This window comes from Acidobacteriota bacterium (assembly GCA_034211275.1).
Classification (GTDB): domain Bacteria; phylum Acidobacteriota; class Thermoanaerobaculia; order Multivoradales; family JAHZIX01; genus JAGQSE01.
The window spans coordinates 1-25,165 of record JAXHTF010000092.1 but is presented as its reverse complement, the minus strand read 5'-3'; the positions used below and the strand labels follow the sequence as shown (position 1 = coordinate 25,165).

Here is a 25,165-nt window from a genome sequence, read left to right as displayed (position 1 = left end):
GTCTCTTTGCGAGTCGGCGAGGTCGGTCGCGGCTCCCTGACCGCCGGACCGCGGTTGGTTCCATTACCCATCTCGACGGAGCCGGAAAGGAGGAACCGCCCCCGATTAGAACGATCAAGTGTTCTAGTTACGCTCTAGTTATTTCTCAAAGGAGAAAAGAATGAGAAACAAGAAAACGCTGAGTGTGCTCCTCATCGCGCTGGCTCTCGTGGTAGGCCTCGCCGTCGTCGACGGCGTCAGTGCCAACCAGGAGATGACCCGCGCTGAGGCCGCTCAGGCGCTCAACCCCAAGATGGTCAACACCCAGGGTGACACGGTGCTCTACACCGTGGTCCGGGGTTCCTACTCAGACGCGGTCCGGGCCTTCGACGGCCTGGTTCAGCTGAGGAATGACCTCGGCCTGGCACCCGCAGGCAATTGGGGGGTCTTTGTCTATCTTGAACAGCCGACCAAAGACAATGCGGACCGGCTGATCGAGGTTCAGATCCCCGTCCAAGACAACGGGTCAGTGGCCACCGATATGGCCCAGACCGCAGCGTCTCAATACCAGCTCGGAACGTCGGGGGTCAAGGACCGTCCGGCCCGTACGCTGGTGAAGGTCACGAAGCCGGTAGGCGTCAGTGATCCTTCGGCCCTGTACAAGGACCTCTACGACTACGCCGACCGGAACGCTCTGTCGGTCAACGGCTCGCCCTACCAGGTGTTCGCCGAGGCGGAGACGATTCCACAGACTTGCACGATAGATGAGCTCCAGACGGACATCTATCTGCCGGTCAGTTGAGCGGCGTACAACCAAGGAGGTGAATTGTGAAACTCAAGACGAAAATCAACGTCGCTGAGAAATACGACTCCCCCGGAGTCGTGGTCGCCCCCGGCGGATGGTGCTGCTGCTGCTGCTGCCATAGCTGGTGTCACTGTCACGTTTCCAACGTGATGGCCGACTCGGACGACCAGGAGCTCTGATCGAGCTCTGAATCAATGGGGGCGGAGCTCTCTTCGGAGGGCTTCGCCTCCTTCCCTGGATGAGATCCATTTTTTACCGGCATTTTCCCTGGGGACTTTCATGAGCATTGTTTATTCGATCGAGGGATCGAGGAGATCACGGAGGAGGCAGGATGGCGCAACGTGAGGCAGAAGAGAACAAGTCGGTCAACGGTTCCCACGGGAATGCCCTGGCCCAGGCGGTAGTGCGCAACCCCTACGTCACCATCGTCCACTGCGGCGACGACGAGGTGGTGGTCAAGCACGGCTCCCGCTCTAAATTCACCAAGAACGTGCGGGACGAAGGGCGCACCAAGCTGTTGGGAAGAATCCTGCGCAACGTGCACTCGCCGGCGAGCCTGTCGGAGCTGCATCAGCAGGGTGTCTTGAAGGAGAACGAGCTCGAGGACAGCGCCAACCTGGTGGAGTACCTGCGCGGTGAGGGCGTGCTCATCGGTGCCCAAGAGGATGTGACGCGGGTCTATTTGCGTTCGGTCTTCGGCCAAGATTCACCGCTGGCGGAGCGTACCGTCGGCCTGGTGGGGGTGGGCTACTTGGGCTCGCGCATCGCCTGTCAGCTGAGCCAGATGGGGGTCGGTACCCTCATCGCCCTGGACGACCGCAAGGTCCAGAAACCGGAGCTGGAGAAGCGCTACTTCGACCTGCTGCCCGGGGCCCTGGAGGAAGGCACCGCCTACACCGAGGTTCTGGGCCAGCATCTGGACGCCTTGGGCTTCGGTACCTACGAAGGACTGGACGCGGACTTCACCGACGAGAAGGCGCTGGATGATTTGCTGCGCCGCTGTGACTTCGTGGTGGTCTGCCTGGAGGTCTTCTCTCCGTCCACCCTGCATCGGGTCAACAGCGTCGCCATCGAGGCGGAGAAGCCTTGGGCCTCGGTCTACATCGACGGCAGCGAGGCCATGGTGGGGCCCATTTACGTGCCCGGCGAGAGCTGTTGCTACAACGAGTTCGAGATTCAGCAGGAGGCGACTCTGGGATCGATGAAGGACGACTACCTGGTGTTCAAGGAGTCCCTCAACGGTCACGAGGTGAATAGCTCTCAATTCGTTCTGCCGCCATATCTCAGCACCGCCAGCGGCATCGCCGCCATGGGAATCTTGCGCTTCCTGCTCTCGGGACGCTCCTTCCTGGTGGGGCGCACCAACCGCGTCGACTTCGAGCGCCTGTCCATCGACTTCGAGGAAGTCCTGCGGCTTCCCCGGTGCCCGGCCTGCGGCCCCAACCGCCCCGGCTACCGCAACCTCTTCATGTAAGGGGGCGAATCGATGACAAACCCAGTCGATACCGTTTGGTCGAGCAGCGAGCGAAAACTTTTGGAGGAAGGGTTGATCCCCTCCGCCAGCAGCGTGGAGCTGGAGAAAAAACCCATCTCCGACTTCATGCAGCGCTTCGCCTCGCGGCAGGTCAACGTCGCCGAGCTCTTTCACGAGAACTCCAAGCTCAGCCCCCACAGCACCGTGCAAGTGCCGCCGGACCAGCGCAAGCTGGCGGAGGTCCGGGATTGGTTCTTCGACACGGCCTACAAGATCAAAGACGAGGAGATCAAGCCCGAGAAGGAGCAACTCTGCCGCATCCGCCATCTCGACCTGCCGCCGGGACCGGCGGAGCTGTTGGCGACGGTGGCCCTGGGGCAGCAGACTTCGGAGCTGCTCTACGCCATCGACCTGCTGGTGCTGCAGGGAGATCACCTCTACCGCACCCTGCCTCGCTCGGAATTCCTGTGGGTGGAACGGGTGCTCACCGAGAACCAGGTGCAGGGGCTCAAATCCTCGATTCCGGATGTTCATCCGCAGCAGCTGGCGGGGATCAAGACCTTTCTCATCCTGGTGGCCTGCCCGTGGCGCTACATGTTGCTCTACGGGCCCCGGGGCTATCGCCACACCCTGCTCGACGGCGGCCGGCTGATCTGCCGGCTGGAGCAGGAGGCGGTCCACGCCGGTTGCCGGCTGCTGGTGGCCCCCAACTTCTATGACCACCAGGTGGATCGCATTTTGTACAACGACGGCGTGGAGCGCTCCGCTCTCGTCATGATCGGATTGAAGGGAGGCGCGTGATGGCGGTTCCGGTAACGGTAGAGAAGGGCGCCCCTCTGGACGCCCAAAAGAAGGCCAGAGGACCGGAGATCACCCCCGAGCTGGCAGCGGTGCTGAGCGATTTGAGCCCCGAGGAGTCGGCCATGGTGGCGCGCCTGGTGCGCAAAGCCAAGACCGGCCCGGAAGGTCAGCGGGTGCCGCTGAACGATGTCTCGGTGGTGCACGAATTCCTCAAGGTGGATCTGGAGAACGACGATTTCTCGGTGCTCCAGAACATCACCGCCTACACCGCCAAGCCGACGGTGAAGCATTATCCGGAGCGGCCTCAGATCGAGCTGCCCAAGGATCTGCTGCCCGTCGACTTCTCCCTCGGTGAGGTGATTACCAAGCGGGCCTCGCGGCGGGACTTCTCCAAGGGCCCCATGTCCCTTCAAGAGCTCGCCAGCCTGCTGCACTACAGCTACGGCGTGCGCTCGCGCATGCTGGCCTACAACGTCAAGGGATTCTCCAACCGCTACGTGCCCACCATGGGCGGCCTGCAATCGCCGGAGATCTATTTCACCGCCAACGCGGTGGAGGGGCTGGAGCAGGGGCTGTACCACTACAACCCCGACCGCCACACGGTGGAGCTCCTGGATCAGGGCAACCTGCGCCGCAAGGTGGTGCGAGCCTGCATCAAACAGGATTGGCTGGACGCGGCGAGCATCGTCCTCTTCCTCACCAGCTGCATGGACAAGGTGTATTGGAAGTACGGCCGCCGGGCCTACCGCTTCGTGCATGCGGATGCGGGGATCTTGGCTCAGACGCTGCACCTGGTCTCCAACGCCCTGCGGCTGCGCTCGTGCATGGTCGCCGGCTACGTGGACGACGACGTTCACGACCTGCTACAGATCGACGGGCGGAACGAGTTCGTCAGTCTCCTCATGGGCATCGGCCGCAAGAGCTACGAGCCCGCTCCGCCGGAGCGCAACGGCCACCCGGCGGGCTCCACGGCGAATTCTTCCGAGGAGTAGGGGCCGGCGATGATCGGCTTCCTGCTCATCGTCTGCTTCCCGCTGGTCTTGGGGCTGGGCTTCGGTAGCCTGTACATGGTGGTCTACGCCACCGGCCGGGATGCCGCCGTCATCGACCGCGCGGGCTTCGTCCTCTACCCCCTGCTGCTCTTGCTGCCCCTGGCCTTCTGCCTGGTGCCGGTGTGGCGGGGCGACCAGCTGGCGGCGGTGGGGCTCCAGGCTCCGCAGCTCGCCGGGCTGGGCTCAGCCTCGGCGGTGGCCGCGAGCCTGGTGGGGGGAGCGGTGGTGGGGGTGCTGCTCTTCTACAACGAGCTGTGGGTCGGGCGGCTGTCTCAACGCCTGACTCAAGGTCTCACCAAGGGTCGAGGCGGGCTCAATCGCCTGCTGGAGGGCGCGTCGGAGAGCTTCGCCGAGGAAGGGCAGGGAGTTTCCCGGGCCTGGACCCTGGCGCTCTCCGTCTTCGTGGTGGCGGCGGAGGAATTCCTCTGGCGTGGCTATCTGATGACTTATCTGGATCAGCGCTTCGGCCTGGCGGTGGTCTGGGTGGTGGTGCTCTCGTCCCTCTCCTTCGGCCTCAATCACTACTACTTCGGTCTGCGCAACGTGCTGCTCAAGAGCTTCGCCGGCGCCGTCTGGGCGCTGCTCTTCCTCGCCACCGGCAGCCTGCTGGCCTCCTTCGCCTCCCACTACGCTTTCGAGGTCCTGGTGTGGCTGAGGATGCAGCGATGAGCCTGGCCGTCCATTGCGACCGCCTCTTCGACGGCCAGGAGGTCCACGGCCCCAGCCTGGTCACCGTCGAGGGAGACACGGTGCGCGCCGTCGAGGCGGTGGGGGAGGGGGACGTCAACGGCCGCGCAACGCACCGCTGCGCCTGCTTGATCCCCGGCCTCATCGACTGTCATCTGCACCTCGCCGGCTACAGCGAGAGCGATCCCCGGCGGGCACCCTTCCAGCCGATGGAGAACAGCCTGCGGCTGCTCACCCTCAACGGCATCACGACGGTGCGGGATACGGGCAATTCCATCGAGGCCATCCGGTTCGCGCGGCGTCGCCACCAGCAGGAGAACGGTGGAAGGGCCAGTCCGCGGGTCTTCGGCACCGGCCCGCTCCTCGACGTGCCGCCGCTGGTGTGGCCCTTCTCGCGCATTGTCACCGACCCGGAGGCGGGAAGGCGGCAGGTCTCGCTGCTCCACGCCGAGGGTATGGATTGGATCAAGAGCTACCGCAACATCGGCTACGACGAGCTGCGGGCCATCGTCGACGAGGCCGGTGAGCGAGACATGGACGTGGCCGCCGACGTCGGCGCGGTGACCGCTCGGCAGGCGGCGGAGATCGGGGTGCGCAGCCTGGAGCACGCCGCCAACCTCTTCGATCCGCGCTCGTTCCCGGAGCTCGACCCCGAGGAATTCGGCGGTGCCCAGGGGCGCTCGCGGCTGTGGAGCCGGGTGGACCTGGATTCGGAGGCGGTGGCGTCGCTGGTGGAGCTGCTCTTGGAGAAGGGCACTTTCCTATGTCCGACCCTCATCGTCTCCCACCGCTGGTCGAGCCTGGAGGCGATGGTGGAGGAGCCCTACCTCGACTACATGGTCGGGGTCATGCCCTACCACAAATACTTCAAACGCATGCAGGGCACCCTGGGCATGATGATCGGGCGGCGCTTCATGAACCGCTACCTGCCGGTGCCCAAGCCCAGCCGCCGGGAGCGCCGGCAGATCGAGCAGGGTCTGGAGAATCTGCGCCGCATCGTGGCCCTGCTCTACCGCGCCGGGGTCAAGATCGCCGCCGGCACCGACACCCCCAACCCCTCGGTGGTGCCCGGCTTCAGCCTGCACCAGGAGCTGGAGCTGCTGGTCGAGGGCGGCCTGGAGCCCGTCGAGGCTCTGCGCCTCGCCACCTCGTCGGCGGCGGAGCTGTTGCGTCAGCCGGACCTCGGTTCGGTGCGCCCCGGTGCCCGGGCGGACCTCCTCCTCCTCGACGGCGACCCCACCGCCGACATCACCGAGACGATGAGTATCCAGCTGCTCCTCCAGGGGGGCGAGGCGGTGGACCGGGAAGCCGTGCTGGAGGATTTTCTTTCTACTTTCAAGGATGGGAGCTGAGTCGTGGATCAAGTCGTTGCAGTGAGCGAGCTACGCAAACGCTATGGAGCCGTGGAGGCGGTGGCGGGCCTGAGTTTCGAGGTCGCCGCCGGCACCACTTTCGGCCTGGTCGGACCCAACGGAGCCGGCAAGACCACCACCATCGAGTGTCTGGAAGGCCTGCGCAAGCCCGACAGCGGTACCGTGCAGGTGCTGGGGATGGATCCCCAGGAGAGCCAGCAGAAGATCTTCCGGCGCTGCGGCGTGCAGCTGCAGGAAAACAGCATGTACACCCGCATCCGCTGCGCCGAGGCCCTCGACCTCTTCGGCAGTTTCTACCCCAATCCCCTGCCGACGGCGCAGCTGCTGGAGGAGTTCGGCCTCGACGACAAGGCTCGCACCTTCTACAGCAAGCTTTCCGGTGGGCAGAAGCGCAAGCTCCTCACCGCCGTGGCGCTGGTGGGGCGGCCGGAGCTGCTGATCCTCGACGAGCCCACCAGCGGCCTCGATCCACGCTCCCGCCAGGAGTTTTGGGCCGCCCTCGAGCGCTATCAGCAAGAGGGCTTGACGGTGCTCCTCACCACCCACGACCTGGTGGAGGCGGAGGACCGCTGCGACGTGGTGTGCATCATCGACCACGGCCGCATCGTCGCCGAGGGCTCGCCGACGGAATTGTTGAACACCTATCACCTGGGGACCCGGGTCGCCGGCCGTCTGCCCGCCGCGGCGGAGGTGCAACAGGACGAGCTGCGCAACCACCCCGGGGTCGAGCGGGTGGAGGTGGCGGACAATCGGGTGCTCCTCTTCGGCGGCGGCAACGGCTTCGCCCAGGAGGCCAGCCGGCTGCTGGAGCAGCGCGGCGCCGAGGACCTGCGCACCCGCCCCGCCAACCTCGAGGATCTCTACCTCATCCTCACCGGCCGTGATTACGCAATGGAGGGGCAGGACCCGGAGGGGCCCGGCGCTTCCCGGAAAGGAGAGGCGGCGGCATGAACGCGATCTTCCATCTCATCGTCATCGAGCTCAAGCTCTTCCTGCGCGAGCCCATCGCGGTCTTCTTCACCCTCGTCTTCCCGTTCATCCCCCTGGCCCTCTTCGGCACCCTCTTCGGTGACCAGCCGGCGATGCCGGGCTTCCGGGTCATCGACGTCTACGTTCCCGCCCTCATCGCCATGGTCATTGCCTACTTCGGCCTCATGGGACTGCCCATCGCCCTGTCCGAGAATCGGGAGCAGGGGGTGCTCAAGCGCTACAAGGCGAGCCCCATGGGATTGGGGCGCGTCCTCGGCAGCCACCTGGTGGTGCAGGTGATGCTGCTGGCAGTGGTGACCACGGTGCTGGCGCTGGTGGCGGAGCTGATCTTCGACATTACTTTCGGCGGCAATCTGCTGCTGCTGGTGACCATCGGAGTCATCGGCTGCCTGGCTCTGTTCACCCTCGGCTTCGCCGTGGTCGGCGCTTGCCCCAGCGCTCGCACCACCCAAGCGGTGGGCAGCGTGATCTTCTTCCTCATGCTCTTCTTCTCCGGTGCCGCCATCCCCCGGCGGCAGTTCCCGCCGTGGCTCAAAGAGGCAACGGATTGGATTCCCCTCAGCCACCTGGTGGACCTGCTGACGGTGGTGTGGGTGGGCGATCCGCTGGGGGATCAGCGCTATTCCATCTACATCCTGCTGGCCATCGCGGTGGTCTGCGGGGTGCTCTCGCGCTACACGTTTCGTTGGGAACCTTGAGAGCCTCGGGAAACGTGGGGCCACGAGACGCGTGAGATCGCTGGGAGCCATGAGCATCGCCCTGACAGTGCTGTCCGGATCCGTCGGCTGTGGCGGCGGCAGCGCTTCGTCGGAAGCGGAGCCCTCGGATGGGCCGGGGCTCTTCGTGGAGGTGGCGCAGGAGGTGGGCCTGGACTTCGTTTACCGCAACGGTGCTGGCGGCGATCTGCTGCTGGCGGAGATCATGGGCTCCGGCGCGGCGCTCCTGGACTACGACCGGGACGGCGACCTGGACGTGCTGCTGCTCCAGGGCGCGTCCTTCGAGGACGGCTCTAGTGGGAGTTCCAGAGGCAGCTCCGCCCAGGAGAAAGCCATGGGCGCGAGTCTCTTCCGCAACGAGCTCATGGAGTCCGGGGAGCTGCACTTCACCGACGTGACTCAAGTCTCCGGCCTGGACGCTCGGGGCCATGCCATGGGGGCGACGGTGGGGGACGTGGACAACGATGGCTGGCCGGACCTCTATCTCACCTTCTACGGCTCCAACCAGCTGTGGCGCAACCGCGGTGACGGTGGCTTCGAGCTCGCCCCGGCAGTCTCCACAGCGGATGCCGCGGCGGACGCTGTCGAGACGACCCGCTGGAGCACTGCCGCCAGCTTCTTCGACTACGACCGGGACGGCTGGCTCGATCTCTACGTGGTGGACTATCTGGTCTACTCGCCGGAGAGCGATCCGCCCTGCGTCGACATCTCCGGCCGCCCGGACTATTGCCGGCCGACGGAATTCCCCTCTGCCCCCGACCGCCTCTTTCACAACCGCGGCGACGGCACCTTCGAAGAGGTCACCGCTGCCGCCGGCATCGGCCGCCCCGGAGCGGGGTTGGGGAGTCTGGCGCTGGACGCCGATGACGACGGCTGGCTAGACCTCTTCGTCGCCAACGACGGCGAGCCCAACTTCCTGTGGCGCAACCGCGGCGACGGCACCTTCGAGGAGACGGCGGTGCCGGCTGGGGCGGCGGTGAACCGGGACGGCCAGCCGGAGGCGAGCATGGGGCTGGCGGCGGGGGACTTCGACGGCGACGGTGCCGAGGACTTCTTCATCACCCATCTGGCCCTGGAGACCGCCACCCTCTACCGGCGCCTCGGCCCCGGCCTCTACGACGACGCCACGGCGGCGGCGGACCTCACCGAGATCACCTGGAAGCTCACCGGCTTTGGCGCCGCGGCCCTGGACTACGACCTCGACGGCGATCTCGACCTGATGCAGGTCAACGGCGGCGTCGAGCGGGTGCCGGATCTGACCACTCTCTACGCCGAGCGGCCCCTGGCCATGCCCAACCAACTCTTCGAGAACCGGGGCGACGGCCGGTTTCGGGAAGTCTCCCGGCGTGCCGGCGGTGGCCTCCAGGAGCGGGAGGTGAGCCGAGGCCTGGCGGTGGGGGATCTGGACAACGACGGTGATGCGGACGCGCTGATCACCAACAACGACGGTCCGGTGCGGCTGCTGCTCAACCAAGCCTCCGAGAAGGGCTCTTGGGTCGGGCTCCGGCTGGTGGAGACCGGTGGCCGGGATGCTCTGGGCGCCCAGGTGGAGGTCCGCTTCATCGACGGAAGCACTGCCCTACGCCGGGTGCGCACCGACGGCAGTTACCTCTCTGCCAGCGATCCCCGACTGCTCTTCGGTCTGGGAGATGGAGCGGTGCCCGAGGAAGCGCAGGTGACCTGGGTGGACGGTACGGGAGAGATCTTTGCCGTCGAGGCGGGGCGCTACCAAGAATTGCAGCGCGGAGCAGGACGGCCGGTGTCGGGCTCCGCGGGAGGTGACTCATGACGACGTGGATTCGCTGCGACGGGCTCTTCGATGGCGAGGGGATGGTGGACGGTGCCCTGGTGGCGCTCGAGGGAGAGCGCATCACCGAGGTTCTGCCCCGTGGCACGGCCTCTGCGGCGGAGGTGCCGTCGGAGGAGGAAGTCCTGCACGTCCCCTTCCTCATGCCCGGCCTCATCGACTGCCACGTGCACCTGGAGGGCTACGCCGAGGGATCCCCCGCCGGTGCACCGTTCCAGCCGGTGAAATCTTTCCTCCGTCTCCTTATCTACAACGGCGTCACCACCGTGCGGGACGTGGGCAACAGCTTGGAGACCATCGACTATCTCCGCCGCTGGGGAGAGAAGTTCCACAGCACCGAGGTCCTCAGCTGTGGCCCGGTGCTCGACGTGCCGCCCCTCACCTGGACCTTCAGCCGCATTGTCGACGCGCCAGAGCAGATTCCCCGGGAGATCGAGCTGCTGGCCCTCGAAGGCATCGATTTCGTCAAGGCCGAGCCCAATCTGTCGCCGGAGCTGCTGGAGGCTTTGGTGCAAGCGGCGGGGGAGCACGACCTGCAGGTTGCCTGTCAGCCGGGGCGCACCTCGGCGGTGACGGCCTGCGAGCTGGGGGTCCGGAGCCTGGAGCGCTTGGAGGCCCTCGTCAAATCCTTGGGGCTGGAAACGTCGAATCTCGAGCCGGGCTCCCCGGCGGAGGAGGAGCTTCTGACGGCCCTCGGCGGCGGGACCTTCGTCTGTCCCACTCTCTTCGCCCATCACCGGGAAGGCGATTTGGAGGCGGCCCGGGAGGATCCTCATCTGGAGCTCATGACCACCATCCTGCCGTACCACAAATACCTCCAGCAGATGGGGGGCCTCTTCGGCAAGAGCGCGGCCCTCGACAACCTCCGCCCCTACCTGCGCCAAGACCCGGCCACCACCAACGGGCGCCCCGGCCGCCGAGCTCTCGACGATCTCACCCGGCGTCTCGCCGGCGCCAATGTCCCCCTGGTCGCCGGCAGCGGTGCCCCGGGCACCGGCGTCATCCCCGGCTTCAGCTTGCATCACGAGCTGGCGGCCCTTGCCTCGGCAGGCCTCGACCCCCTCACCGTTCTCCAGAGCGCCACCTCCCAAGCCGCTCGCCTCCTCCAGCGCGAGGACCTGGGCCGCATCGCCCCCGGCGCCCAAGCCGATCTCCTGCTCCTGAACACCGACCCCACCCGAGACATCGCCTCCACGCTGGAGATTCGGGAGGTGTTCAAGCGGGGGCATCGGGTCGATCGGGAGAAGACGTTGGGGTACGTGGAAGCGATGCTGGATTAGCGCTTTGAGGGCTTCACGGAAGGGGGGACCCAAGTGTTGATCGGGGATTTCCACCAGTTGGTACCCAAGTGTTGGATGCCGAAGTGCTCGATGCTCGAGTCCTGATCGTCGGCGCCGGCCTGGGTGGCCTGGCCTGTGGAGCGGCCCTGCGGCGCCAGGGGATGACACCGCGGATCTTCGAGCGGGACGACAGCCGCAGTGGCCGCGCTCAGGGTTTCGCGGTGAACCTGGACGGCGGTCTTTCCGCTCTGGATCGCATTGGGCTGGGGGATGCCGTCCGATCCGCCGGGGCACCGTGCCCCGGCCTCGACATCGTGGATCTGCGAGCCCGCAAGCTCTTCCACTTCCCGTCGCAGGATTCCTACTCGGTAGGCCGCCCGGAGCTGCGGGAGCTCCTCCTCGAGGCCGCCGGTGCGGATCGGGTGGAGTGGGATCGGCGGTGTGTGGGGTACCGGCAAGAGGACGACGAGGTGGTGGTCCAATTCGACGACGGTTCGGAGGAGCGCGGCGACCTGCTCATCGGCAGCGACGGCGTGCGCTCGGCGGTGCGGGACCAGCTCCGGGGTGACCCGTTGCACTATGTCGGGGTCACCATCGTCGGTGGTGAGGCGGTGGGGAAGGAGGCCCAGGACGCGCTGGACTCCGGGTTCTTCGATGGCGGCAAGCTCCTCCTCCTGGGCCGTCAGGCCTCGTTCTATGCCACCCTCTTTTCCCAGGAGGGCAGAATTCGCTGGAGCGTCGGGCGGGCGGTGGAGCAGGGAACCCTGGAGCAGCGTCTGACCGAGCCCGCGGAGCTCCGGCGGGATGCTTCGGAGCTGGCCGAGGACGAGGCGTGGCCGGAACCGATCCGCGAGCTCATCGCCTCGACCCCACTGGAGAGTTTCAAGATCCGCCCGGTCTTCGACCGCTCCCCGCTGAGCCCCTGGGAACACGGCCGCATCACCCTCCTAGGTGATGCGGCCCATCCCATGACCCCCTACCGCGGCCTCGGCGCAAATCTCGCCCTGGAGGACGCCGTGGATCTCGCAGAAACCCTCACCTCCGAGCCCGACGAAGCCGACCCCCCGACAACCTCCACCAACGGCGAGCCCCTCCATCCCCTCGCCGTCTATCAACAAACCATGCTCCGCCGCGGCACCCGCGCCCAAAACCTCTCCCGCAACATGGCGGAGTTGATCCACTGGCGCAATCCTCTTGCTCGTGCTTTGCGGAACAGCAGCCTGCGGGTGGCCTATGGGGCTGTGCGGTTGCTTCGGGGCTAGCTACCACCACCGCCGCGAGGGATGGGCGCCGTAGCGGTAGGCGTGGTCGACGCGGATGCGATGGCCCCATTGCTCTGCGTAGCCGGCGGTATGTTCTGAGGAGAAGGGTTGCGCTGTTGCCTTGAGAGCTTCGAAGGCTTCTTCCGGAGCAACCTTCCTGCCTCTTCCTAGGCTTGCCTGGGCCAGGAGTGCTAAGCAGCCGGCGGTCACAGCAGTGGCTGCTGAAGTGCTGGCCGGGCCCAAGCGAACATGGCCCTTCTCGCCGTGGTCGCTGGTTGCTAGCTCGGCTCCCGGGGCGAAGAGATCGGGTTTTGCAAGGCCAGATTCGGGATAGGGGAAGTCGTCATAGGGAGTCGTGAAGTGTCGCTTGCCCCAGGCTACAGGTCCTACCGAATTGGTCTCAGCGGGTTTCCCTGTACTTGGTACATAGGCGCCACAGGCAATGGCTGAAGACGCTCCGCGGTCCAGAGGATGGATCGGAGGAGGTGAGTCTGCGGGGCAAGTGATCTGTTCGGGGACTTGGCGATTGTTCTTGGAGCTCTTTCCCTCATTCCCAGCAGCGGTGGCATGTAGGACCCCAGCTGCCAAGAGGCTCTCACAGACTCTACGCCACCAAACGGCTTCGGTATTCCGTGACCAGCGGCCCCATCCGTCCGCTAGGCAGATGACGTGAGCTCCCTTCTCGAGGGCATGCTCCATGGCGTGAGCGAGCCCTATAGGAGAACTGCTAATAGTGATAGGTAGGATTTGTGCTTTTGGAGCTACTCCCGTCACTGAGCTTCCGATCAGGCCAGCGATCAGAGTTCCGTGGGGCTCGTCGCTCGGAGCGTTGACTTGGTTGTTGGTGACATCTAGCCCTGCAAGTAGCCTAGATGCTCCCGTCCCCTCCTCGATGAAGTCTTGGTGACCAGCGACCCCATAGTCCAGGACTGCAACCACAACTCCTTCTCCCTCAAGAGACAATGCACTCCCGCCGACTAGTTGTCGGGAGTGATAGACGGTTTTGGTGATGCTGGAGCTGAGTCCAGACCAAATGGGCGCAAGTTGAGGTCCACGCGATAGGAATAATGAGGAATGTGTTTGAGGAAAGATAGGATCGGGTCCGAGAGCTTGGAGCAAAGAAGCCTGCTTCCAGTCCAGGAAGTTGATTGGCCACGGGGCAACGGGGGAGCCTCCAAACTGATGTCGCAGCTGCTCCCTCCAGCTTTGGAAGTCTAGGAGACTAGTGTAATTCTCGCTCAGCGTATTCTGAAGTGTGGTGATGTCGTCGAGGTCGACTGTCTCGTATTCCAATTCAGGGACTGGATGGAGCATGTTTGCATTGTAGTCGAAGGAGTCGATGGACAAGCTAGTAGGGATATTCTGTGAATCCCTCCATGCTTGGACTTGACCTTTGGTTGCCTTGATGACTAATGATCCAGATAGCCAGCACTTCTCTTGAATCGCCCCCTTGATAGATAGTGCTGGTTCTATCGAGGCGACCCTCTCCTGGAATCGCGTCTTCATTGCCCGGACTACTGTTTTTCGGTCCTGGTTTTGACGGTCATTCTGCGCAGCCTCCTGGAGTGGTTTGAGGGCTGGGCTTTCATCGAGATAGATTCGAATCGGTATTGGCTGGTCGTCGGCGTTGTCGAGCTTCTCGGTGAGTCTCTTCGAAAGTGATAGGTGGTAGGGCATGTTGGTCATGTTGCGGTCCCTTCCTACTGTACGATCACGCAGGATTGCTTATCGGAAGCTAGGGCTCCGCTGAGAAGCCTCTCATCGATATCTTCTGCAAGTGGGAGAGGCTGACCGTCCAGCGTTCTGCTAAGGCTTGGGAATCCACCAACGGAAGGAGCTCCGGAATGAGATTCTGGAATGTTCTGTAGTTGGGAAGGAGGAAGACTGGAAGTGTCAAAAAGAGGGTAGTACATAGAGAAATGTTGGACTCTGCGATCACCTTGTGGGTCGTAACAGGGGTGGTTCTTCCTGAAGCGCCTTGGTGGGTTGGCGTAGAATAGGTCGATATAAAGATCTGACGGGCTGTTTGCTTCGTATGGCTTCAGCATCATGGTTCTTTCTACATTTCCACCTACAAGGGGGCTGGCGCTAACGACGAGTCGTTCGCCGTCAAAAGTTCTTTCCCAGACGACTGAGTCGGCCAGCGCCTGGGTATGATTGGCTCCATTCAGATTCAGGGTGAAGACGGGTGCCTCGAGCAGGCTCTGGGGGCCGATAACCTGATTGGCTGGGCGGAGAGTTGAGAGAGAACGGGTCTTGAGAGTGCCGCCGCGGAGGATCATGGCACTCTTTGCGTGACTCCTATAGTTTGGGTTAATCGGCAGTATCGACGAAAGGGGAAAGATCCAGTCAGTATCTGAGAGGAAGTTCTCTTGTGGGTTCGGAGCCCCAAGGTTTTGAGGCGGGTCTAGGCTATAGTTGCGGACAGGGCCATCACCGGCGGAGTTGTCTTCGGTTGCATGAAAGGACACTTCAAAGTCGTCGACTGGGTTCCAGACGGCTTTGTATGAGTTGTCCGAGTAGTCAGCACCCTCGAGATAGTGTCCTGTGGCGCTTGAGGCGCGAGCAGCCAGGAAACTGTAGTGTTTGTGGCAATTGTGCTGTGCGTGGTCTTCAGTTTGAGGTTCCTTTACCAAGACGACATCTAGGTGGCCATCATCATTTCTCACCAGGGCAACCAGTCCGTGAATGTACACTCGCAAAGTAAACTGTCCCATTCTTATCTCCCTTGTTGAGTTTCCTGAGAGGTCGAGCATCCAGCGCCCGTCCGTGGATTGAGACGGAACCGGTCGGGAAATTTCCAGGGTCCAGGCGCGACTTCGCGCGAACGGCACCGCTTGCTATCCTCGTCGCATGCCCAACCCACCCCGCATCCTCGTCTGGAACGAAGGCCGCCACGAGCAGCAGGATCCCGCCGTCCAGGCCATCTACCCCCAGGGCATCCACGGCGCCCTCGCCGAGGGGCTCGAAGAGCATGGGTATGAGGCGGTGCGGACGGCGACGTTGGATGATCCGGGGCAGGGGCTTGCCGAGGAGACGCTAGGGGAGACCGATGTGCTGCTGTGGTGGGGGCATCGGGCGCATGAAGAGGTTTCCGACGAGGCGGTGGAGCGGGTGCAGCGGAGAGTGCTCGCGGGGATGGGGTTGGTGGTGCTGCACTCGGCGCATTTCTCCAAGATCTTCCGGCGCCTGATGGGGACCCGTTGCACGCTGAAATGGCGGGAGGCGGGGGAGCGGGAGCGGTTGTGGGTGGTGGAGCCGGGGCATCCCATCGCCGCCGGGCTGGGCGATGGCTTCAGCCTCGACCACGAGGAGATGTACGGCGAGCCCTTCGAGGTGCCGCCGCCGGAGGAGCTGGTGTTGATCAGCTGGTTCGAAGGCGGCGAGGTCTTTCGCAGTGGCTGCTGCTACCGGCGGGGGCGCGGGCGGATTTTCTACTTCCGCCCGGGGCATGAGACCCATCCCACCTACCACCATCCGCAGGTTCGTCGGGTGCTGGCCAACGCGGTGGGCTGGTGCGCCGGCGGTGATCGGAGGGCTGCGGAGCCCATCGGGTAAGCTGGATTTGATCAATCCACGCTACCGTGCCGCCGCGATTCCGGTGCTGGAAGCCGGGACGAGGAGGCTCGCGAAAGGAGGTCCCCGATGGGCGTTCGTTCCTACCTGATGGTCTCTGCCGTGCTCTTCGCGTTGGTGGGCGGGCTCCACCTGGTGCGGGTGATCGAAGGCTGGGCCTTTCAATTTGGTCCCTTCGACCTTCCCGCGGGGCTGTCGGTGCTGGCGGTGATCGTGCCCTGGGGGCTGGCGGTCTGGGCGGTGCGCTTGAGCTCGCGGCTGCTCTGAAGCGGGAGCGGACCTCCTGCTCGCGCCGGCCCATTGGCGCCCTTCCTATTCCTCCCGCAGCGCTACCATCGGATCCACCCGCGCGGCGCGGCGGGCGGGGAGGAGGCCGGCGGCGAGGGCGACGGCGGTGAGGGCCAGCGCCGAGAGGACCAAGACCACCGGGTCGTGGCCCTCCAGCTCGAAGAGCAGCGAGCCCGCCAGCTTGCCCAGAGCCAGCGCTGCGATCAACCCCAACGCGCCACCCACCAGGGTCATCCATCCGACCTGCCCGAGCACCAGGCCACGAACCCGCCGGGCGTCGGCGCCGAGGGCGATGCGCAGGCCGAATTCGCGGGTGCGCTGGGCGACGGAATAGGCCACCACGCCGTAGAGGCCGATGGCTGCCAGCAGCGTGGCGAGGACCGCGAAAGCGGTGGAGAGGGTGGTGAGCAGGCGGTCCACGAAGACGTTCTGCTGCACCTGCAGCTGCATGGGCAACAGATCGTTGACCGGCAGATTGGGGTCGAGACGGGAGACGGTGCTGCGCAGGCTCGGCAGCAGCGCCGCCGGATCTCCCTCGGTGCGGACATAGAGATAAGCCGTGCCCAGACTCTCGCTTTGCCGATAGGGACGGAAGAAGGTCGGCGGCACCGGGTCCTTGACCTCGCTGTATTTGGCGTCCGCGACCAGGCCCACAATCTCGATGTCCAGCTCGTCCGTGCCTCCCTGCGCCATGCGCTGGCCCACCGCGTCGCGGCCGAGGCCGAACTTCTTGGCGAAGGCCTCGTTGACCACCGCCACCTGCGGTGCCTCCTGATCATCCCGGAGCTCGAACTCGCGGCCCGAGAGGAGGGGGATTCCGAGGGTACGGAAGTAACCCGGCCCGACGTGGTTGAACTGGGAGTGAGTGTCGGTGTCGGGGCCGGCGTCGAAGCCCTGGACGGAAACGTTGCTGCCCCAATTGCTGCCGGCGATGAGGGGCACCCGGGAGGTGGTGGCGCGGTCGACGCCGGGAAGCGCTTCGATCTCCTCTTCCAGCCGGCCAAAGAAGTCGATGCAGGCGTTGGGAGCGTAGCCGTTGAGCTCCGGAGAGACGCCGAAGGTGGCCAGCCGAGGAGTGTCGATGCCCAGGTCCACGCGGCTGACGTTGCGCAGGCTGCTGGCGAAGAGGCCGGCGGAGACCAGCAGCGCCATGGAGAGAGCGATTTGCACCGTCGCCATCACTGCCCGGAAGCGGCGGGCGGTGCGCGAGGCGGCGGCGCGGCCGCCCTGGCCCTTGAGGGTGGTGGCCAGGTCGTGGCGGGTGGTGTGGAGCGCCGGGAAGAGCCCCACCAGGCCGGTGACCACGGTGAGCACGGCGAGGAAGATCCACACCGAAGGTCCCAGGTGGGGGCCGATGCCCAGATCCGCGCCCGACGGGATCATGGAGAGGAAGAGGAGGAGCGTGCCACGGGCGACGATCAGGCCGAAAACAGCGCCCACGACGGCGAGGAGGAAGGACTCGGTGAGGAGCTGCCCGACGATCTGATGCCGCTGGGCGCCCAGGGAGAAGCGCACGGCGATCTCGCCGCTGCGGCGGATGGCCCGCACCAGCAGCAGGTTGGCGAGGTTGGCGCAGGCGATGAGGAGGACGAAGCCGGTGACGCAGAGCAGCAGCAGCAGGGGAGCGGTGGCTTCCTCATAGAGCCTGCTTTGCCCCTTTTCGCCGGGCTGGAGGAAGATCTTCTTGTCCACGAAGCGGGCGAGGGTCGCTTCGCTCATCCCTTCCTGAAGCGGTGCTTCGACTTCCTGAAGGAGGCTTTGGTACGGGCCGTTGAGGGCCGCTTCAGCGGTTTCCAGGGTGACCCCCGGGGCGAGGCGGCCGAAGAGATAGATCCAATAGCTGCGGCGGTCTTCGAAGCCTTCCCAGCCGGGGATGACGGTCTCGCGCAGGCTGAGGGGGACGAAGAGGTTCGGGTCCTGACCGATACTGGTGCCGCGGAAGCCCTCGGGAGTCACCCCCACCACGGTGAGGGGGTGACCGTTGACCACCAGAGTTTGGTCGAGGATCTGCGGGTCGGAGCCGAAGCGGTCCCGCCAGGCCCCGTAGCTGAGCACCGCCACGGTGTGGGCGCCAGCGACCTTATCGTCCTCCGGACCCAGCAGCCGGCCGAGGGCGGGGCGCAGGCCGAGGACGGGAAAGTAGTTGCCGGAGACGGTGGCGCCGGCGGCGGAGAAGGTCTCGCCGCGATAGGCCAGGTTGGCGGCGAAGGTGCGGTGACCGGCGAGGCCGTCGAAAGCTTCCTGCACGCTCTCCGCCGCCTGCAGGTCGCGGAACATGGGGTAGCTGAACACCGCCTCGATGCCGCCGGAGTCGTTGGTGGATTGGGAGCCGGACTTGGGCCCCGGAGACTCCAGGTTGACCAGGCGCTCCGGCTGTTGCACCGGCAGCTGGCGGAGCAGAATCTGTTCGAAGAGGGAGAAGATGCCGGCGTTGGCCCCGATCCCCAGCGCCAGGGAGAGGACGGCGACGGTGGTGATCAGGGGGCTCTTGAGCAGGGAGCGGAAGGCGAGGCGGAGATTGTTCACGGTCGGGCCCTCGGAAATCGGTAGCGTCGTGGTGGCTTCACCCTACCTAACGGAGAAGCCGACTTTTTGTTCCAGGGGGCCGGAAGAAAGATCCCGCCGGCGTTCCCCCTTGCCGAGAGGACGCCGACGGGGCTGGAGGGGTTGGGGTCAGAAGCAGATCGGTAGAGCCGTGCCCTGATCGATCGAGCAGCTGCTGAAGGACACGACGTTCCAGCAGTTGGTGGTGGTGTAGGAGACCGAGACGACGACGGTGGATTGGGAACCGTCGCATTGGGTGGTCTCGCGATACGTGGTGTGCTTCTTCTGGATCTGGAGGTAGTCGTACCATCTCTTGGAAGAAGGCTGGTAGAAGTCCTTGAGGCATTGGGTGACGCCGAGATAGGTCTGGCTCACCAGGGTAGTCACGGTGTAGGTCCGGACCGTCGGACCGGAGCAGGGCTCGCAGCCGGCGATGCAATCATCGTAGATGTCGGTGCATTGCTGCTCGCAGGCCGCGTTGCCATTGCACACGATCTGACATTGCAGTAGGTCCTGGGCGCAATACCCTTCGCAGGTGGAGGGCGCGTAGCCGGCGACCAGCGCCACTGGTTCGTCTGCCAGCAGCTGGTCCGCCACCTCCGAGAGCTCGGAAGCGGTGCGGCGTAGCTCCGTCGGTGCCGCGAGGAGATTCCCACTGCGTTCTCTCAGCTCTCCCAGAGACAGCTGCTCCCACATCTGACCGTCGAAGGCGATCCGCACTTCGACAGCGGAGCCTTCGTCGGCATGGCGCTGAACTGCGGCGAGAAGGTTCGGCTGGCGAGCGAGGATCTCCACCGCTGCCGGTGCCGGCTGGCTCTGCAGCTCCTTCAGAGTGGCTTCGGTGTCGGCAATGTCCAGCTCCGGGTTACAGCTGGTTGCCGGGGCCGGAGCATGGCCCGGCAGCTGTACGTTCTCTCGCGCCATCAAGACGCCGTCTACCAGGAACTCGAAGCTCAGCTGTCCATCGGCGTCGGCGAGGCCGTCGGTGAGGGCGAAGAAGAGCAGTGAGGGGTCGACCTCGGGCAGCGATCGAGAGGCGGCTCGATCGATCTCCGCTGCGGAGGCAAAGAGAGGCAGACAGAGCATCAGAGTCAGGATCCAGGGAAGGTGTCGTCTCATGGAAAGGCTCCTTGAAGTCGTCGCCGGGAATCATCCCCGGGGACGGCCCCATCCTTCCGAGCCGCCGCCGCGGGTTCCATGGACAACCGCTGAAGAGTCCGTGAATAGACACTGAAGAGAGACTGAGGAGATGCTGAACAAACGGTGACGAGTTGCGTAACTCAAAGCAGCAGAGACTCCTTCTCCGATCATTCCGTCGCCACGCTGTCTGCCATGGTGCTGCAATCTCCCCGACGATGAAGCCGCCACCCATCCGCTTTGATCCGTTCACGCTGGATCCGGACTCCTTGGAGCTCCGGCGCGAGGGCCGGCGGGTGCCCCTACCGCCGCAGCCGGCCCGGGCGTTGCTCGTCCTGCTGCAGCGGCCGGGGGAAGTGGTAAAGCGCGAAGAGCTGGCGGAGCTGCTGTGGACGGATCGCCACGTGGCGGTGGATCAGGGGCTCAACTCCTGTATCCGCCAGCTGCGCCGCAGCCTCGGCGACAGCGCCACCGATCCCCTCTACGTCGAGACCCTGCCGCGCATCGGCTATCGGTTCATCGCATCCGTCGAGGGACCGCAGCCAGAGAAGCCGCAGCCAGAGAATTCGGAGCCAGCAGATTCGGCTCCAGAGGCTGCGATTCAGGCGGTCCGGGGGCAGGAGCCAGAGGATCGGGAGGAGAAGGGAACCGAGGCGGTTCCGGTAGGCCGGGAAGGTCGCCGAGGGCTGATGGTCGTTCTCCTCTGCGGCTTCCTGGCGGTGCTGGTGGCCGGTATCGTGCCGGAGCTTCTGCACCTCGAGGTCCACGTCGGCGCTGCCGAGGCTAACCTTCCTGTGGTGGAGGGGCCGGTGGGGGAGAGCCCCCCTGCGGTCGCCGATTCTCCAACTTCGCTCTCCACGAAGGGCCCGCTACGGGGTGAGACTCCCTGCCTCTCCGGTGGCGGCAGAAGGCAGCCCGCCGGAGCCCAGCGCAAGCCCGTCTGCCCTGGCTCGGCAGCTTGTGAGGAGCCTTCCGCCGGCTCGCAGCCCTCTGCCCCCTCGATTCAAATCGTCGTCCGCCTCAAGCCGCGGACCGTTTCCCGGGTCGAAAGCGAGGGGGCCACTGGGGATCCCTGTCGCCTGTGCCGGTGGCGGCAGGGCTTGGCTCGACTGCTGATCCTGCCGCTGGACCGCCTGACGGGTGGGGCCTGAGCTCGGTGGTGCAGGTGATCGGCCGCACACCCGTGGACTCATAGCAGCAAACGAGGCGGTTTCCCCAGGCAACTACAGAAAGCGCCGGACCGGCATGGAGCCGATCCGGCGCTGGCAGATTCGCTGAGGCCGAGCCTCAGTTGGGCAGGATGACCGCGTCGATGACGTGGATCACGCCATTGCTGGTCTTGATGTCGGTCTTGACCACCGAAGCGTTGTCCACCATCACTTTGTCGTCGGCGGTCTTGATGGAGACGCTCTGGCCGTTGACGGTCTTGGCGGAGTCGAGCTTGACCACGTCCGCGGCCTTCACCTTGCCGGAGACCACGTGGTACGTGAGGATGCTGGTGAGCTTGTCCTTGTTCTCGGGCTTGAGCAGGTCGTCGAGGGTGCTCTGGCCGAGGGCGGCGAAGGCCTCGTCGGTGGGAGCGAAGACGGTGAAGGGACCCTCACCCTTGAGGGTGTCCACCAGGCCGGCGGCTTTCACCGCCGCCACCAGGGTGTCGAAGGAACCGGCGGCGACGGCGGTGTCGACGATGTCCTTGGACTTCTCGTGATGGCCGGCGAGGGCCGCCGGAGCGGCGGCGAGGCTGACCAACAGGGCGAGGGCGAGAGTGGTGGCAAAAATCTTCTTCATAGTGGAACTCCAAATCGTTGATTCATCGTGTTGGACCGAAACAAGTCGATTGCGTCGAGCAAGGGCGCCTTGTCTTGCTTCTGTCTAACTATTCGTGGAGATCAACGATTTGGATGAGGTGATTTTTGGACAATTTGCTGCGTGAACCTGGACGCTCCTCTGGGCTCAGGACTTTTTGGCCTTGCGATTCACCGCTTTCAGGATCTTCTTGCGCAGCCGGAAGGATTTGGGAGTGACCTCCACCAGCTCATCCTCGCGGACGAATTCCATGCACTGCTCGAGACTCAGCCGGGTGGGGGGCACCAGGCGGATCAGCTCGTCGGCGGAGGAGGCGCGCATATTGGTGAGCTTCTTCTCGCGGGTGATGTTGACGTCCAGATCGTTGGGGCGGTTGTGCTCGCCGACGATCATGCCCTCATAGACCTCCTCGCCGGGGGCGACGAAGAGGATGCCCCGGGGCTGGAGGTTCTCAATGGCGTAGGAGGTGGCCTTGCCGGGGCGGTCGGAGATGAGCACGCCGGTGGGGCGGTGGGCGATCTCCCCCTGCCACGGTTCCCAGCCGTCGAAGAGGTTGTGCAGCAGGCCGGTGCCCTTGGTGTCGGTGAGGAACTCGCCGCGGAAGCCGATGAGGCCGCGGGAGGGCACCCGGAACTCGATGCGCACCCGCCCGGAGCCGTGGTTGACCATCTTCATCATGCGTCCGCGGCGGGTGCCCAAGCGCTGGGTGACCACGCCGACGAAGTCTTCCGGGCAGTCCACCACGGCGATTTCCATCGGCTCGTGGATCTTGCCGTCGACGGTGCGGGTGATGATTTCCGGCTTGCCGACGCCGAGCTCGAAGTCCTCCCGGCGCATCATTTCCACCAAGATGGCCAGCTGCAGCTCGCCGCGGCCGGAGACCTTGAAGGTGTCCGGTGAGGCGGTGTCCTCGACCCGGATGGAGACGTTGGTGAGGGTCTCCTTGAGCAGCCGCTCGCGCAGCTTGCGGGAGGTGACGTGCTTGCCCTCGGTGCCGGCCTTGGGAGAGTCGTTGACCGAGACGGTAATGGAGAGCGTGGGCTCCTCGATGCGGATGGGGGGCAGAGGGCGGGGATCCTCGGGATCGGTGAGGGTGTCGCCGATGGAGATCTCGTCGGCGCCGGTGACGGCGACGATATCCCCCGGGGCGGCGGTCTCCACCGGCACCCGGCGCAGGCCGGAATAGCCGTAGAGCCCGGTGACCTTAAAGGTCTCGAGCTCGCGCTCCGGATGGCTCAGGGCCACCGTCTCGCCCTTCTTGATCTCTCCGCTGTGCACCCGCCCGATGGCCAGCCGGCCGACGTAGTCGTCGTAGTCGAGGGTGTGGATCTGCAATTGCAGCGGCACTTCCGGGTCGTAGGACGGCGGCGGCACGGTCTTCAGAATGGTCTGGAAGAGGGGCTGGAGGTTGTGGTCCTCGCCCTCCGCTTCGAGGCGGCAAATGCCGTCCCGGGCGTTGGTGTAGAGCACCGGGAAGTCCAGCTGCTCTTCGTTGGCGTCGAGGTCGATGAAGAGGTCGTAAACCTCGTCCAGCACCTCCGCGGCGCGGGCGTCGGGGCGGTCGATCTTGTTGATCACCAGCACCGGGGTCAGGCCCGCCTCCAGCGCCTTGCGCAGCACGAAGCGGGTCTGGGGCAGAGGGCCCTCGCTGGAGTCCACCAGCAGCAGCACGCCGTCCACCATCTTGAGAGTGCGTTCCACCTCGCCGCCGAAGTCGGCGTGGCCCGGGGTGTCGACGATGTTGATCAGAGTGTCGCCGTAGCGGATGGCCGTGTTCTTGGCCATGATGGTGATGCCGCGCTCGCGCTCCAGGTCGATGGAATCCATCACCCGCTCCGCCACTTCCTGGTTTTGCCGGAAGATGCCGCTCTGCCAGAGCATGGCGTCCACGAGGGTAGTCTTGCCGTGGTCGACGTGGGCGATGATCGCCAGGTTGCGGACTTCCTGCCGCGTCTGAAGAGCCATGAGTCTCGTTCCTTCTCGCCGCCGCTGCCGCCGCCTGGTTCCAGGCCGAAGGCGGAGCCGCGACCGAAGCATCCGGGGATGCTCGGGGTGGTGGCGAGCTTTGAGTGGATGATGGTGGTACCGCCCGGGCCGGCGCGGGATTGCAGCGCGTGGAGCCCAGACGAAAAAAACCGGGAGACTGGCATCTCCCGGACAACCGGGACGATACCACGGAGTCCAGCGGGTGCCAAGCCCGCGCCGGCACAGGCCGGACTGTCCACCAATTCGCAACGCCGGCTGTGGTATGTTTCGTCGCTGACCCGGCGGCCCGTCCTCCTGAGAGCTACGAGGTGCGGGAGCCGCGGCGAAAGAATCATGAGCGCGAGTCACTCCAGAGTCCTGGTCGTCGGTGTCGATGCCGAGACCTTCGCCAAATTGCAGCCGATGCTCGACCGTGCTTCCGTGGAGGTGGATCGCTTCCCGCGGGCACGGGCGTCGCTGGAATTGGTGACCGCGGTGCGCTTCGACCTGCTCATCGTGCGCAGCCCGCTGGAGGACATGTCTCTGGGGGAGTATTTGGCGTCGGTGCGGGTCCCGGAGTCGAAGTCTCGAAGGTCCTCCCTCTTGTTGCTGGTTTCCGATGGCGACACCATGGCCGCGCAGGCGTTCCTGGGCCGCGGTGCCAACCGGTCCATCGCCCTGTCGGAGAGCGAGGAGCATCTGCAGCAGGCAGTGTCGGACCTACTCCACGTCGCTCCGCGCATCGGCGCCCGCATCTTCGCCAGCCTGCAGGTGCAGGTGGCGGAGGACCAATCCCTCACCATGTGCCAGACGGAGAATGTCTCCGCCACCGGCATGCTCATCCGCACCAACGTCAACTATCCCGTCGGCACGATGCTGGATTTCGAGTTCAATCTGCCCACCGGCGGAGAGGTGGTGCGGGGCAGTGCCGAGGTGGTGCGTCACACGGTGGTGGGGCGAGAAGCGGTGGCCGGCGTCGGCGTGCGCTTCGCGAGCTTCAATCCAGGCTCGGAAGATCGTTTCCGGCAGTATCTGGAGTCCCAGACCCCGAGCGACTGAGCTCCGGTAGTCGGCGGAGCCCGCCCCGCGATACCATCGCCGCGGGAGGCCTGAAAACGTCATGACCGAAGCTGCTGCCGCCGGCGCACCGCCGGCCCTCAATGCTGCCCAGCGCAAGCTGGTTCGCCAGGTGCGCCATCCGCTGCTGATCCGTATTTTCCTCATCGCCAAGCTGCCCCTGGGTTTTTTTGCCGGACTGCGGGTGAAGAGCCTGGAGCGCCAGCGCTGCGAGACCACCGTGCCCTTCGGCTGGCGCTCGCAAAACCCTTTTCGCTCGGTGTACTTCGCCGCCCAGGCCATGGCGGCGGAGCTCTCCACCGGTGCTTTGGCGATGCTCGCCCTGCGGGGGGAGGAGGCCTCCGTCGCCATGCTCATCGTCGGTCTGGACGCGGAGTTCGGCAAGAAGGCGGTGTCCAAGGTGACCTTTACCTGCGAGGACGGGGAGAAGATCTTCGCCGCCGTCGCCGAGACCGTCGCCACCGGCGAGGCGGCGGTGGTGGACGTGGAGACGGTGGGGCGCATGGCGGACGGCACCGAGGTCGCCCGTTTCCGCTTCCGCTGGTC

Annotated in this window: 23 protein-coding genes; 17 read left to right on the top strand and 6 right to left on the bottom strand. The window is 65.1% G+C overall.

Annotated features, from left to right (window positions below):
• Positions 1-160 precede the first annotated feature (160 nt).
• The 12 genes from SX243_14755 (at position 161) to SX243_14700 (ending at position 12,226) form a co-directional block, all read left to right on the top strand.
• On the top strand, positions 161-781 hold the full coding sequence (locus SX243_14755) for a hypothetical protein (protein ID MDY7094228.1): 621 nt from the start codon (positions 161-163) through the stop codon (positions 779-781).
• Positions 782-807: 26 nt separating this feature from the next.
• Positions 808-963 carry a hypothetical protein gene (locus tag SX243_14750; protein MDY7094227.1) on the top strand — a complete coding sequence of 52 codons (156 nt, stop codon included), beginning with the start codon at positions 808-810 and terminating at the stop codon, positions 961-963.
• 152 nt (positions 964-1,115) lie between these two features.
• Entirely contained in the window at positions 1,116-2,258 is a 1,143-nt protein-coding gene (locus tag SX243_14745) for a TOMM precursor leader peptide-binding protein (GenBank protein MDY7094226.1), read from the top strand.
• Between the two features lie 72 nt (positions 2,259-2,330).
• Positions 2,331-3,059, top strand: coding sequence for a hypothetical protein (locus tag SX243_14740; GenBank protein MDY7094225.1), 729 nt, complete (start codon positions 2,331-2,333; stop codon positions 3,057-3,059).
• Positions 3,059-4,051 carry a SagB/ThcOx family dehydrogenase gene (locus tag SX243_14735; GenBank protein MDY7094224.1) on the top strand — a complete coding sequence of 331 codons (993 nt, stop codon included), beginning with the start codon at positions 3,059-3,061 and terminating at the stop codon, positions 4,049-4,051. Before SX243_14740 ends, SX243_14735 begins: the two co-directional genes overlap by 1 nt.
• Before the next feature lie 9 nt (positions 4,052-4,060).
• Positions 4,061-4,780 carry a CPBP family intramembrane glutamic endopeptidase gene (locus SX243_14730; protein ID MDY7094223.1) on the top strand — a complete coding sequence of 240 codons (720 nt, stop codon included), beginning with the start codon at positions 4,061-4,063 and terminating at the stop codon, positions 4,778-4,780.
• Entirely contained in the window at positions 4,777-6,150 is a 1,374-nt protein-coding gene (locus tag SX243_14725; GenBank protein ID MDY7094222.1) for an amidohydrolase family protein, read from the top strand. The genes SX243_14730 and SX243_14725 overlap by 4 nt, the downstream gene beginning before the upstream one ends.
• Before the next feature lie 3 nt (positions 6,151-6,153).
• Positions 6,154-7,122 (top strand): ABC transporter ATP-binding protein, encoded by a 969-nt coding sequence (locus tag SX243_14720; protein MDY7094221.1) that lies wholly within the window; start codon positions 6,154-6,156, stop codon positions 7,120-7,122.
• On the top strand, positions 7,119-7,859 hold the full coding sequence (locus SX243_14715) for an ABC transporter permease (protein ID MDY7094220.1): 741 nt from the start codon (positions 7,119-7,121) through the stop codon (positions 7,857-7,859). The genes SX243_14720 and SX243_14715 overlap by 4 nt, the downstream gene beginning before the upstream one ends.
• Positions 7,860-7,908: 49 nt before the next feature.
• Positions 7,909-9,666: a CRTAC1 family protein gene (locus tag SX243_14710; protein ID MDY7094219.1), complete on the top strand. Its 1,758-nt coding sequence runs from the start codon at positions 7,909-7,911 to the stop codon at positions 9,664-9,666.
• Complete coding sequence (locus SX243_14705; protein MDY7094218.1) at positions 9,663-10,964, top strand: amidohydrolase family protein; 1,302 nt, start codon at positions 9,663-9,665, stop codon at positions 10,962-10,964. Before SX243_14710 ends, SX243_14705 begins: the two co-directional genes overlap by 4 nt.
• A gap of 83 nt (positions 10,965-11,047) precedes the next feature.
• The gene (locus tag SX243_14700; GenBank protein ID MDY7094217.1) at positions 11,048-12,226 is read left to right on the top strand and encodes an NAD(P)/FAD-dependent oxidoreductase; all 1,179 of its coding nucleotides are present in this window, start codon (positions 11,048-11,050) and stop codon (positions 12,224-12,226) included.
• On the opposite strand, the gene SX243_14695 is transcribed toward SX243_14700, so the two are convergent.
• Both SX243_14695 and SX243_14690 read right to left on the bottom strand, forming a co-directional pair.
• Positions 12,227-13,912 (bottom strand): S8 family serine peptidase, encoded by a 1,686-nt coding sequence (locus SX243_14695; protein MDY7094216.1) that lies wholly within the window; start codon positions 13,910-13,912, stop codon positions 12,227-12,229. It lies immediately after the preceding gene.
• Positions 13,913-13,926: 14 nt separating this feature from the next.
• Positions 13,927-14,982: a hypothetical protein gene (locus SX243_14690; GenBank protein ID MDY7094215.1), complete on the bottom strand. Its 1,056-nt coding sequence runs from the start codon at positions 14,980-14,982 to the stop codon at positions 13,927-13,929.
• Positions 14,983-15,079: 97 nt separating this feature from the next.
• Here SX243_14690 and SX243_14685 point away from each other — a divergent pair, with 97 nt between their 5' ends.
• Positions 15,080-15,784 carry a ThuA domain-containing protein gene (locus SX243_14685; GenBank protein ID MDY7094214.1) on the top strand — a complete coding sequence of 235 codons (705 nt, stop codon included), beginning with the start codon at positions 15,080-15,082 and terminating at the stop codon, positions 15,782-15,784.
• An 87-nt stretch (positions 15,785-15,871) separates the two neighbouring features.
• The gene (locus SX243_14680; GenBank protein MDY7094213.1) at positions 15,872-16,069 is read left to right on the top strand and encodes a hypothetical protein; all 198 of its coding nucleotides are present in this window, start codon (positions 15,872-15,874) and stop codon (positions 16,067-16,069) included.
• A 45-nt stretch (positions 16,070-16,114) separates the two neighbouring features.
• Here SX243_14680 and SX243_14675 read toward each other — a convergent pair whose 3' ends face one another.
• Positions 16,115-18,616: an ABC transporter permease gene (locus tag SX243_14675; protein ID MDY7094212.1), complete on the bottom strand. Its 2,502-nt coding sequence runs from the start codon at positions 18,614-18,616 to the stop codon at positions 16,115-16,117.
• A gap of 147 nt (positions 18,617-18,763) precedes the next feature.
• Positions 18,764-19,753, bottom strand: a complete 990-nt coding sequence (locus tag SX243_14670) for a hypothetical protein (GenBank protein ID MDY7094211.1) — start codon at positions 19,751-19,753, stop codon at positions 18,764-18,766.
• A 236-nt stretch (positions 19,754-19,989) separates the two neighbouring features.
• Between SX243_14670 and SX243_14665 the strand changes: the two genes are divergently transcribed.
• Positions 19,990-20,922, top strand: coding sequence for a transcriptional regulator (locus SX243_14665; protein MDY7094210.1), 933 nt, complete (start codon positions 19,990-19,992; stop codon positions 20,920-20,922).
• Positions 20,923-21,058: 136 nt separating this feature from the next.
• Here SX243_14665 and SX243_14660 read toward each other — a convergent pair whose 3' ends face one another.
• Both SX243_14660 and typA read right to left on the bottom strand, forming a co-directional pair.
• On the bottom strand, positions 21,059-21,559 hold the full coding sequence (locus SX243_14660) for a fasciclin domain-containing protein (protein MDY7094209.1): 501 nt from the start codon (positions 21,557-21,559) through the stop codon (positions 21,059-21,061).
• 165 nt (positions 21,560-21,724) lie between these two features.
• Positions 21,725-23,542, bottom strand: coding sequence for a translational GTPase TypA (gene typA / locus SX243_14655; protein MDY7094208.1), 1,818 nt, complete (start codon positions 23,540-23,542; stop codon positions 21,725-21,727).
• A 354-nt stretch (positions 23,543-23,896) separates the two neighbouring features.
• On the opposite strand from typA, the gene SX243_14650 reads away from it, so the two are divergent.
• Together SX243_14650 and SX243_14645 are read left to right on the top strand one after the other, a co-directional pair.
• Positions 23,897-24,601, top strand: a complete 705-nt coding sequence (locus tag SX243_14650; GenBank protein MDY7094207.1) for a PilZ domain-containing protein — start codon at positions 23,897-23,899, stop codon at positions 24,599-24,601.
• A 61-nt stretch (positions 24,602-24,662) separates the two neighbouring features.
• On the top strand, positions 24,663-25,165 hold a 503-nt coding region (locus SX243_14645), incomplete at its 3' end, for a DUF4442 domain-containing protein (GenBank protein ID MDY7094206.1).

Coding starts and splice junctions, on each gene's coding strand:
- SX243_14685 (MDY7094214.1), top strand. CDS start 15,080: ATGCCCAACCCACCCCGCATCCTCGTCTGGAACGAAGGCCGCCACGAG.
- SX243_14725 (MDY7094222.1), top strand. CDS start 4,777: ATGAGCCTGGCCGTCCATTGCGACCGCCTCTTCGACGGCCAGGAGGTC.
- SX243_14695 (MDY7094216.1), bottom strand. CDS start 13,912: ATGACCAACATGCCCTACCACCTATCACTTTCGAAGAGACTCACCGAG.
- SX243_14660 (MDY7094209.1), bottom strand. CDS start 21,559: ATGAAGAAGATTTTTGCCACCACTCTCGCCCTCGCCCTGTTGGTCAGC.
- SX243_14710 (MDY7094219.1), top strand. CDS start 7,909: ATGAGCATCGCCCTGACAGTGCTGTCCGGATCCGTCGGCTGTGGCGGC.
- SX243_14690 (MDY7094215.1), bottom strand. CDS start 14,982: ATGCTCGACCTCTCAGGAAACTCAACAAGGGAGATAAGAATGGGACAG.
- SX243_14680 (MDY7094213.1), top strand. CDS start 15,872: ATGGGCGTTCGTTCCTACCTGATGGTCTCTGCCGTGCTCTTCGCGTTG.
- typA (MDY7094208.1), bottom strand. CDS start 23,542: ATGGCTCTTCAGACGCGGCAGGAAGTCCGCAACCTGGCGATCATCGCC.
- SX243_14745 (MDY7094226.1), top strand. CDS start 1,116: ATGGCGCAACGTGAGGCAGAAGAGAACAAGTCGGTCAACGGTTCCCAC.
- SX243_14715 (MDY7094220.1), top strand. CDS start 7,119: ATGAACGCGATCTTCCATCTCATCGTCATCGAGCTCAAGCTCTTCCTG.
- SX243_14730 (MDY7094223.1), top strand. CDS start 4,061: ATGATCGGCTTCCTGCTCATCGTCTGCTTCCCGCTGGTCTTGGGGCTG.
- SX243_14650 (MDY7094207.1), top strand. CDS start 23,897: ATGAGCGCGAGTCACTCCAGAGTCCTGGTCGTCGGTGTCGATGCCGAG.
- SX243_14735 (MDY7094224.1), top strand. CDS start 3,059: ATGGCGGTTCCGGTAACGGTAGAGAAGGGCGCCCCTCTGGACGCCCAA.
- SX243_14665 (MDY7094210.1), top strand. CDS start 19,990: ATGAAGCCGCCACCCATCCGCTTTGATCCGTTCACGCTGGATCCGGAC.
- SX243_14755 (MDY7094228.1), top strand. CDS start 161: ATGAGAAACAAGAAAACGCTGAGTGTGCTCCTCATCGCGCTGGCTCTC.
- SX243_14705 (MDY7094218.1), top strand. CDS start 9,663: ATGACGACGTGGATTCGCTGCGACGGGCTCTTCGATGGCGAGGGGATG.
- SX243_14670 (MDY7094211.1), bottom strand. CDS start 19,753: ATGAGACGACACCTTCCCTGGATCCTGACTCTGATGCTCTGTCTGCCT.